This window comes from Phytobacter sp. V91 (genome assembly GCF_965644225.1).
GTDB lineage: Bacteria > Pseudomonadota > Gammaproteobacteria > Enterobacterales > Enterobacteriaceae > CBFFRJ01.
In genome coordinates this window covers 1-9,634 of record NZ_CBFFRJ010000167.1, presented here as the reverse complement: position 1 = coordinate 9,634, position 9,634 = coordinate 1, and the positions used below count along the sequence as shown (strand labels likewise).

Annotated in this window: 11 protein-coding genes; all 11 read left to right on the top strand. The window is 53.8% G+C overall.

The window, feature by feature from the left end; all coding sequences use genetic code 11:
- Positions 1 to 183, top strand: a 183-nt coding sequence (locus ACSZO4_RS23075; RefSeq protein WP_437891389.1) for a hypothetical protein, incomplete at its 5' end; no start/stop codon positions are given.
- A gap of 150 nt (positions 184 to 333) precedes the next feature.
- Positions 334 to 1,161, top strand: a complete 828-nt coding sequence (gene nifH, locus ACSZO4_RS23070) for a nitrogenase iron protein (RefSeq protein WP_437891388.1) — start codon at positions 334 to 336, stop codon at positions 1,159 to 1,161.
- 58 nt (positions 1,162 to 1,219) lie between these two features.
- Positions 1,220 to 2,791, top strand: a complete 1,572-nt coding sequence (anfD, locus tag ACSZO4_RS23065; RefSeq protein ID WP_437891387.1) for a nitrogenase iron-iron protein, alpha chain — start codon at positions 1,220 to 1,222, stop codon at positions 2,789 to 2,791.
- Entirely contained in the window at positions 2,788 to 3,132 is a 345-nt protein-coding gene (gene anfG, locus ACSZO4_RS23060; protein WP_437891385.1) for a Fe-only nitrogenase subunit delta, read from the top strand. Before anfD ends, anfG begins: the two co-directional genes overlap by 4 nt.
- Before the next feature lie 12 nt (positions 3,133 to 3,144).
- The gene (anfK, locus tag ACSZO4_RS23055) at positions 3,145 to 4,533 is read left to right on the top strand and encodes a Fe-only nitrogenase subunit beta (RefSeq protein WP_437891384.1); all 1,389 of its coding nucleotides are present in this window, start codon (positions 3,145 to 3,147) and stop codon (positions 4,531 to 4,533) included.
- A gap of 53 nt (positions 4,534 to 4,586) precedes the next feature.
- Entirely contained in the window at positions 4,587 to 5,009 is a 423-nt protein-coding gene (locus tag ACSZO4_RS23050; RefSeq protein WP_437891383.1) for a hypothetical protein, read from the top strand.
- Positions 5,006 to 5,503 (top strand): pyridoxamine 5'-phosphate oxidase family protein, encoded by a 498-nt coding sequence (locus ACSZO4_RS23045; protein WP_437891382.1) that lies wholly within the window; start codon positions 5,006 to 5,008, stop codon positions 5,501 to 5,503. Before ACSZO4_RS23050 ends, ACSZO4_RS23045 begins: the two co-directional genes overlap by 4 nt.
- Positions 5,504 to 5,516: 13 nt before the next feature.
- Positions 5,517 to 6,122 carry a Fe-only nitrogenase accessory AnfO family protein gene (locus tag ACSZO4_RS23040; RefSeq protein ID WP_437891381.1) on the top strand — a complete coding sequence of 202 codons (606 nt, stop codon included), beginning with the start codon at positions 5,517 to 5,519 and terminating at the stop codon, positions 6,120 to 6,122.
- Between the two features lie 183 nt (positions 6,123 to 6,305).
- On the top strand, positions 6,306 to 7,919 hold the full coding sequence (locus tag ACSZO4_RS23035) for a sigma-54 interaction domain-containing protein (RefSeq protein ID WP_437891380.1): 1,614 nt from the start codon (positions 6,306 to 6,308) through the stop codon (positions 7,917 to 7,919).
- Positions 7,920 to 7,921: 2 nt separating this feature from the next.
- Positions 7,922 to 9,010 (top strand): sigma 54-interacting transcriptional regulator, encoded by a 1,089-nt coding sequence (locus ACSZO4_RS23030; RefSeq protein WP_437891378.1) that lies wholly within the window; start codon positions 7,922 to 7,924, stop codon positions 9,008 to 9,010.
- Positions 9,011 to 9,184: 174 nt separating this feature from the next.
- Positions 9,185 to 9,580, top strand: coding sequence for an alpha/beta hydrolase (locus ACSZO4_RS23025; RefSeq protein WP_437891377.1), 396 nt, complete (start codon positions 9,185 to 9,187; stop codon positions 9,578 to 9,580).
- Positions 9,581 to 9,634 lie beyond the last annotated feature (54 nt).

Here is a 9,634-nt window from a genome sequence, read left to right as displayed (position 1 = left end):
TTGGGCGGCTCATGGTTTGTCGGCGCCTTTGAGGCGCTCACCCTAAAGCCTCCGGCTCTGCCGGAGGATACTTACTTTTACTCACAAAGTACGTTTTTAAGAGAGAGTGTACCTGAGCGTACACTCTTTTTATTTTCCCCCAGTGCATTCTTAGCCAGTAATAACCACGTTGTAAAAAAATAAAATCACGTATTTTCATAAGCTAAGTGATATCACCCCGCTTTTTTTCGCTAAATATCTTCGCTTACCATAATCTGGCCCCGCCTTTGCAATTCCCCTTATGCCAATTCATTACACACTTTCATCCTTCAATTAATGACTAGAGGAAACAGTATGACTCGCAAGCTGGCTATTTATGGCAAAGGGGGCATCGGTAAATCGACGACCACGCAAAATACCGCTGCCGCACTCGCTTTTTTTCACGGTAAAAAAGTTTTTATTCATGGTTGCGATCCGAAAGCCGACTCCACTCGTCTTATTCTTGGTGGCAAACCTCAGGAAACATTAATGGATATACTCCGCGATCAAGGGGCGGAGAAAATCACCAACGAAATGGTAGTGAAAACCGGCTGCTTTAATATTCGTTGCGTAGAGTCCGGTGGTCCTGAGCCAGGCGTGGGTTGCGCAGGTCGTGGGGTTATTACCGCTATCGATCTGATGGAAGATAATAAAGCGTACACCGACGATCTCGACTTTATTTTCTTTGATGTATTGGGCGATGTGGTCTGCGGTGGATTTGCGATGCCGATTCGTGATGGTAAAGCGCAGGAAGTTTATATTGTCGCCTCCGGTGAGATGATGGCTATCTATGCTGCTAACAATATCTGCAAAGGGCTGGTGAAATACGCCAAACAAAGCGGTGTGCGCCTTGGCGGCATCATCTGCAACAGCCGTAATGTTGATGGTGAGCGTGAATTCCTCGAAGAATTTACCGCCGCAATTGGTACGAAAATGATCCACTTTGTGCCCCGTGACAATATTGTACAGAAAGCTGAGTTCAATAAAAAAACCGTGACTGAGTTTGACTCAGAAGCCAATCAGGCGCAGGAATATCGCGAACTGGGGCGTAAAATAATTGAGAATGAAGACTTTGTGATCCCACGTCCGTTGTCGATGGATCAGCTGGAAAAAATGGTGGTTAAATACGGCATGATGGATTAATTCGCGCCGCTCTTAATGTTCCTGTGTTCAGCCGCATTTCCCAAATGGGGGAGTTCTTATGCCTTACCATGAGTTTGATTGCAGTAAATGCATTCCTGAGCGTAAACAGCATGCCGTCGTTAAAGGGCCGGATGAAGATATTACCTCAGCGTTGCCGCTGGGGTACTTGAATACCATTCCGGGTACTATTTCTGAACGTGGGTGTGCCTATTGCGGAGCCAAGCATGTTATTGGCACGCCGATGAAAGATGTTATTCATATCAGCCATGGCCCGGTCGGCTGCACCTATGATACCTGGCAGACCAAGCGTTATATCAGCGATAACGATAACTTCCAGCTTAAATATACTTTTGCTACTGACATGAAAGAAAAACACATCGTGTTCGGTGCCGAAAAAGTACTTAAAAATAACATTATTGAAGCCTTTAATGCGCATCCGGAAATTAAGCGGATGACCATTTACCAGACCTGCGCCTCGGCGTTGATTGGCGACGATATTGCCGCCATTGCCCAGGAAGTGATGGATGAACGCCCGGAAGTGGACATTTTTGTCTGTAACTCACCGGGTTTTGCCGGCCCCAGCCAGTCCGGCGGGCACCATAAAATCAATATTGCCTGGATAAACCAGAAAGTCGGCACCGTTGAGCCGGTGATCACCAGCGATTACGTCATCAACTACGTGGGTGAATACAACATCCAGGGCGATCAGGAAGTGATGGTGGATTTCTTCAAGCGGATGGGGATCCAGGTGCTTTCCACCTTCACCGGCAATGGCTCTTACGATGATCTGCGCGGGATGCATAAAGCACATCTTAATGTGCTCGAGTGCGCCCGTTCAGCGGAGTACATCTGTAACGAATTGCGGGTGCGCTACGGCATTCCGCGTCTGGATATTGACGGTTTTGGCTTTGGCCCGCTGGCTGACTCATTGCGCAAAATTGGCCTCTTTTTCGGTATTGAAGACCGGGCGCAGGCGATTATCGATGAAGAAGTAGCCCGCTGGAAACCGGAGCTGGACTGGTACAAAGAGCGGCTGAAAGGCAAGAAAGTATGCCTCTGGCCGGGTGGCTCCAAACTGTGGCACTGGGCGCACGTTATCCATGAAGAGATGGGGGTGGAAGTGGTGTCGTTGTACACCAAATTCGGCCATCAGGGCGATATGGAAAAGGGCATTGCCCGTTGTGAGGCTGGCGCGCTGGCTATCGACGATCCTAACGAACTGGAATCTCTGGAGGCGATGTACAAACTGAAACCGGATGTCATTTTTACCGGCAAACGTCCGGGGGAAGTGGCGAAGAAAATCCGCGTGCCATACCTCAACGCTCACGCCTACCACAATGGCCCCTATAAAGGCTTTGAGGGCTGGGTACGTTTTGCCCGTGATATCTACAACGCCATCTATTCGCCCATTCATCAACTGGCAAAACTGGATATCAGCCAGGATGAAATCCCGGCGACGCAGGGCTTCGCCACCGCGCGCATGCTCTCCGACGTCAGCCTGAGCGAAGAGGTGCGCAACGATCCGCAAACGCGCGAATACACCGGGGGTTACGACAGCGTAAGCAAACTGCGCCAGCGTGAATATCCGGATTTCTCCGCCGATAAGCCGAATCGTCAGGAGGCCGTATGAGTCAGGACGAAAAGGTCGAACTGATGGTGGATTACATCATGAAGCACTGCCTGTGGCAGTTTCACTCCCGCAGCTGGGATCGGGAAAAACAAAATGCCGGAGTGCTGGGGAAAACGCGCGAGCTGCTGTGCGATGAGGACGTCACGCTGGAGACGCCTGCTGACCGCTGCTATTGGGTCGATGCGATGGTGCTGGCGGATGCGTACCGTGCGCGCTTTGCATGGTTGCAGTCGATGACCGTCGAGGCCAAAAAACTGCTGATGGATGCGCTGCATCAGCGGCTGGATTACCTGACCATTACCGGCTCACTCAACGCAGAGTTGACCGACAAGCGCTATTAAGAGGGGCTGACCATGTCTTGTGAACTGAAAGCGAAAGATCGCACCGGGGTGATCAATCCCATTTTTACCTGCCAGCCTGCGGGCGCGCAGTATGTCAGTATCGGCATTAAAGATTGTATCGGCATTGTGCACGGAGGGCAGGGCTGCGTAATGTTTGTGCGCCTGCTGATTTCTCAGCATCTGAAAGAGAGCTTTGAGATTGCCTCCTCGTCGGTTCACGAAGATGGCGCGGTGTTCGGCGCACTGGATCGCGTCGAGCAGGCGGTGGATGTCCTGCTGATGCGCTACCCGCATGTCAAAGTGATCCCCATTATTACGACCTGCTCCACCGAGGTTATCGGGGATGACGTCGACGGCGTGGTGCGTAAGCTCAATGACGGCCTGCTGAAGGAGAAATATGCTGGCCGTGAAGTGCATCTGATCCCTATCCACACGCCAAGTTTTGTCGGCAGCATGATCACCGGCTATGACCTGGCCGTTCGTGACATGGTGAAATACTTTGCCCGTAAAAGTGAGCCAAACGGCAAACTGAACCTGATAACCGGCTGGGTGAATCCAGGGGATGTGACGGCGCTGAAACACCTGCTGTCGGAAATGGACATCGATGCGACGGTGCTGTTTGAAATCGAAGCCTTCGACTCACCGCTGATGCCCTCCGGCAACCATGTTTCCCATGGCAATACCACCATTGCCGATCTGGTTGATACCGCTAACGCCACCGCCACTCTTGCCCTTAACCGTTACGAAGGGGCAAAAGCGGCACGTTATCTGGAGGAGACCTTTGGAGTGCCAGCCCTGATTGGCCCGACGCCAATTGGTATTCGCAACACTGACACCTTTTTGCACAATCTTAAAACGCTGACCGGGAAACCGATCCCACAGTCGCTGGTGCGTGAGCGGGGCATTGCGCTTGATGCCCTGACCGACCTGGTGCACATGTTTCTGGCGGATAAAAAGGTCGCGATATACGGCAACCCGGACCTGGTGGTAGGGCTGACGGAGTTTTGTCTTGATCTGGAGATGAAACCGATGCTGCTGCTGTTGGGCGACGACAACGCGAATTACGGCAGCGATCCGCGGATCCAGGCTCTGCAACAGCAGGTGGATTACAAGATGGAAATTGTTACCAACGCCGACCTCTGGGAGATGGAAAAACGGATCACCGACGGTGACATCGAACTGGATCTGATCCTCGGTCATTCGAAGGGCCGCTTTACTGCCATCGACAACCAGATCCCGATGGTCAGAGTGGGATTCCCCACCTATGACCGCGCGGGTCACTATCGCCATCCGGTGGTGGGGTATGCCGGCGCCATCTGGCTGGCAGAGCAGATGGCCAATACCCTCTTTACCGACATGGAGTACAAGAAAAACAAAGAGTGGATCCTCAACGTCTGGTAGTTCCTGTCTGCGACGCCGGGGTTCGCCCCGGCTTTTTCCCCTGGAGGATGCCCATGTCAACGTTACTGTTTGAGAGCGATAGCCAGCGCTTTACCCGCTGTTACGAACACGCTGGTGGTTATCACCACCGGGCGAAATTACTGCTTAATCAGACCCGTTCACCGAGTCTGGTCTTCAACGTTGCCGCTATTGCGGTGGAGTGTTACCTGATTGCCCTGTGCGCGCTGTTTGGGGATATGCCGATGAATCACAATTACCGCAGCCTGGTTCGCAGTATTGAAGAACATCTGCAACTGGAAGAGGCGCTGCGCGAAAGCATTCTGTCGCTGGATGCGGTTTTTGGTATCTGCTCGATTGATGATTATCACCATGGCGTGCCGGACGAGCAGGACAAGGTTCGCATTCTTGAACTCTGCAATTCACTGGATGCCCTGATCCGCCGTGAGCAGGCGGCACTGGCGGAGAAATCACGATGAATCAAGCCCTGATGCCCGGTCATCCCCACGGCGAAATGCGCCGTGACGAACGTGAAATCACCGATCCGGCTGGCATTGACGCCATCCTGACCCAGGAGCGCGTGATGTATATCGCCTTATCCAGTGATGACATGCCCTTTGTGCTGCCGGTGTTTTATGTCTGGAACGGCACCGCGCTCTATTTTCACTCGGCCAGGGCCGGGAGCAAAATTGAGATCATGAAAAAAAATCCGGCTATCTGCTTTGCCATCTCACACTACGGCGGGGTGGTGGAAGACGAGCTGGCCTGCAATTACGAAGCGCGACATCGCACGGTGATCGGCACGGGTCAGGTGCAGTTCGTGCAGGACGATGCCGAGAAAATCGCCATGCTGCATCAACTGATGGCGCGCTTTAGCCACAAATCCTTCACCTTTCCGGCAGCGAATCTCAAAGCCACCCAGGTTATCCGCATTGATATCGCGTCGATGAAGGGCAAACAGCACGGCTTTTAAACAGGAGAGGAAGATGAAAATTGCCGTCTTTGTGGATGAACAGGGCATGACTGCCCCTCTGGGCCAGCCTGGCTATGTGAAGGTTTATACCCGCGATGGCGGCGGCTGGCAGACCTGTTTGCAGATCCCTTTTGCCCTTAGCGCCAGCCTGACGCTTAACGAGATCCGCCAGCGCACGCTGACGATGCTGGCGGATCTGCCCCAGTGTCGCCACTTTGTGGCGCGGGAAATTCATGGCGCGTTGCTGGCATGGCTCGATGGCATGGGGCTTACCATGTGGCAGGGCAGCGGCCAGCCGGAGGATTTTCTGGATAATATCGCCAGCCGCATCGCCGCTGTCCCTGCGCCAGTCACCCCGCTGCCGCAGGCATTTATCGTGCCCGGTGCTGAGAAGGGGACATTCCGCGTTGATCTGCTGGCAGCCTTGCAGGGCGGCGGGAGCCATACCTCGAAGCGACTGCTGATGCCGTTTTTTGAGCAGCGGAATTTTACCTCGCTGGAGATCCTCTGTGACCACCTGCCGAAATGGTTCTCAACGCTTAATCCCAGAGAGTTGAGCTGGACAATCACGCCCGCAGAAAAGGGGCTGTTGACGGTAAATGTACGGCTTGTTCCTTAACGAACAAAAGCCAACAAAAGTGTACCTGTAAGAACACATCCTCCCACTTTCTTGCGATGTGATATTAAAAAACAGCGTAAATTCAACGCATTAAAAAATGTATTTTTTTAGCAGCACTGGCGCTGATTTTGCAAATCAGCATAGATGCTGCTTTATGTCGCTCGCTTTATCGGGAGAAACACGATGCTCCAGGAGAAAAGAGGTTTTACTCTGACCGGCGTGGTGCCATCACCGCTGGTGGAACCACTGTCGTTTAGCTGTCGTCTGGGGGAGTGTCGTTCGGAGCTGATGCCGCTGCTCTCGGAGGTCAGCAAGGTGGTCAGTGCGGAAGGCAAGCTCTCGCGCACCCTGAAGCTGGTGCTGGAGTTGATGCAAAAGCATATGCAGGTGATCCGCGCCATGGTGACCCTCTACGACGCCAGTTGCGACCAGATATTTATCCACGAAAGCTACGGCCTCTCGCCGGAAGAAGTGGAGAAGGGCGTCTATGCGCCAGGGGAAGGGATCACCGGGCGGGTGATCGAAACCCGCCAGCCAATTGTGGTGCCGCATATTGCCGATGATCCGCTGTTTCTTAACCGTACCGGAAGCTGGGATAAGCAGCGCGACGGGCAGCACTCATTTATCTGCGTGCCTATTATTCGCGGCCTGAAGGTGATGGGCACCATTGGCATTGAGCGCGTCTATAACAATGTGCAACTGCGTTTTCTGGATCTCGAAGTCCTGAAGGTGATTGCGGCCATTATTGCCCAGGCGGTGGAACTGCATCTGCTGGAGCGGGCGCACAAAAAAGTCCTGCGCGCCCACAGCACGGCGCTCAGCCAGAGCGCGGAGAAGTTCAAGCCGACGAATATCATCGGCAACTCGCGGGCGATGCAGTCGGTGTACCAGCTAATCGATAAAGTCAGCCATGCGCGCACTACGGTACTGATCCTCGGGGAGAGCGGGGTCGGCAAAGAGCGGGTGGCGACCGCCATCCACCAGAACAGCCACTGCGCTGGTGGCCCGTTTATTAAATTTAACTGCGCGTCGTTGCCGGAAAGCGTGATCGAAAGTGAGCTCTTTGGCCATGAGAAAGGGGCGTTCACCGGCGCCATCTCCCGGCGTGCCGGGCGCTTTGAAGAGGCCGATGGCGGCACCATTTTTCTTGATGAGGTGGGGGAGCTCTCGCCCTCGGCGCAATCCAAACTGTTGCGGGTTATCCAGGAGCGCAGCTTCGAACGGGTGGGCAGCAACGACACGTTGCAGGTGAATGTGCGCATTCTGGCGGCGACCCATCGGGATCTCAGCGAGATGGTGGAGAAAGGGGAGTTCCGCGAAGATCTCTACTATCGCCTGAACGTGTTCCCGGTGACCATTCCGCCGCTGCGGGAACGGGGCAACGACATCTTTATTCTTGCGGATCACTTCAATGCGTATTTTGCCCGCGAGCAGGGCGTTGATATTCCCACCATTGCCACACCGGCACTGAATATGCTGCTTAACTACGACTGGCCCGGCAACGTGCGGGAGCTGGAAAACGTGATGGAACGGGCGGTATTGCTGGCCGACGAAGGTATTATCCACGCCTGGCATCTGCCGCTGTCGCTCCAGCCGGTGATTGACCACCTGATTGAGCAGGACGGCCTCGAAGCGCGTCTTGCCCGAGTTGAACATGATTTGATTGTGGAAGCGCTTGGCCTGTTTCAGGGCAATGTCTCCCGGGCCGCCACCCACCTGAATATGACGAGGCGGGCATTAGGGCTCCGGCTGGAGAAATACCGGCTTAACTATAAACACTTTCGCGGCCGGGCCTGAACGTGCCGCGCAATCGTCCCTCCGCCGTGCATACCCCTGAGCGTCCGTCGCCGCGACAGGGTGTCCCGCGCCCGCTGATCGCCCGTTCACCCGCCATGCAACGGGTGCAGACCCGGCTGCAGCAGTATGCTGCGGTACGCACGCCGGTGTTACTGCGCGGCGAGGCAGGCACCGGCAAAGACACGGTCGCCAGAGCGCTGCATGCCGGATCGCCCTGGCGGGATGGCGCTTTTGTTAAACTCCCCTGCGATCATGTCAGCGAGGAGGAACTCCTGCTGCTGTTGCTCGGGGATGCCACCCGAACACCTGCCGTACCCGGCGCGCTGGCCCAGGCCGCAGGGGGAACGCTGTTTCTCAGTGAGATAGGGCGCTTTTCCCTGCGTCTGCAACAGCTGCTGTTGCTTTTACTCTCCCGGCAGTCTTTTCTCTCCCCGGTGGATAACCGCGAGCAGTGCGGCGATACCCGACTGGTGTGCGCCAGCGAAGTCAATCTCGAAGAGCAGGTGGCAGCAGGGGCATTTCTGCCCGAGCTCTATTATTGTCTGCATGTGGCCAGTATCCCGCTGCCGCCGCTGCGGGAGAGACATGCCGATATCCCGGAACTGGTGGAGGACTTTTTCCGCCGCTTTAACCAGCGCAATCACGCCCGGGTGTCGATTACAGCGCAGGCGCTTTCGCCGCTGTATCTGTGCCAGTGGCCGGCAAATCAGCGCGATCTGGAAAACTGCCTCGAATATGCTGTTCTTCACCGTCAGGACGACGTTATTACCCAGTTGCCCTGCATCCACGGCACCTGCCTGCGTAAACAGCTAAATTTACGTATTGAGCACTACAGCAAACGGCATAAGGACATCCCGTTGCCGGTGGCGACTGAGGGCTGGGATCCCTGCCGCGCGCCGTCCAATCTTCAGTTGCCTGCGGTGCAGTCGGTGAGCGGAAAGGATGCGGACGATGAGATCCGCCACCGCTTTATTGCCGCGCTGGAGAAAAGCGGATGGGTGAAAGCCAAGGCCGCCAGGCTGTTAAATATCACCCCGCGTCAGCTCTACTACGCCCTGCAAAAACTGAATATTGAAGTGCGCAAGTTTTGAACAGGGTGATATGCAGCCCTAAAATTCTGTTAAGTGATCGGTATCGCACATTGAATATCCGCTGTTGATGCAAGATGACTGCAATTACGCTTTATTTTCCTGCCACAGAATATCATCAAAATATTCCGTGGCTTTTCAGTATGACAATGTTCTATCAGCAAGGAGATATATAATATGTTTCTTGTTACCAATAGAAAACTGAATACGGCTGGTAAAGGCATTAAAGCCTTTGGTCTGACCCCCAATGAGTCGGGGCCAAATGAGTTACGACTGGTATCTGCCGAGAAAAAGGGTGATGACTGGGCGGTGAATATCATTCCCGATAAAGCAACGGATAAAATGAAAACAGATGCGGGGCTTAATGAAACGGGGAAACAATACTTTGCCAGTGATTATGTGGCCAGTATTTTATTTAAGAAACTACAAACCGAGAAAAGGAATTTGCTGTTTTTTGTCCATGGTTATAATAACGACATGGAAGAAGTGCTGGAAAGAGCTCATCGTCTGGAAGCGTTATATAACGTGGAAGTTTTAGCCTTTTCCTGGCCAGCTAAGGAAGGTGCGATTTAATCGGTGGGGTTCAGTGGAGTCCTTATCTGTATTAGCCTTACCTTAGCTGAGCTG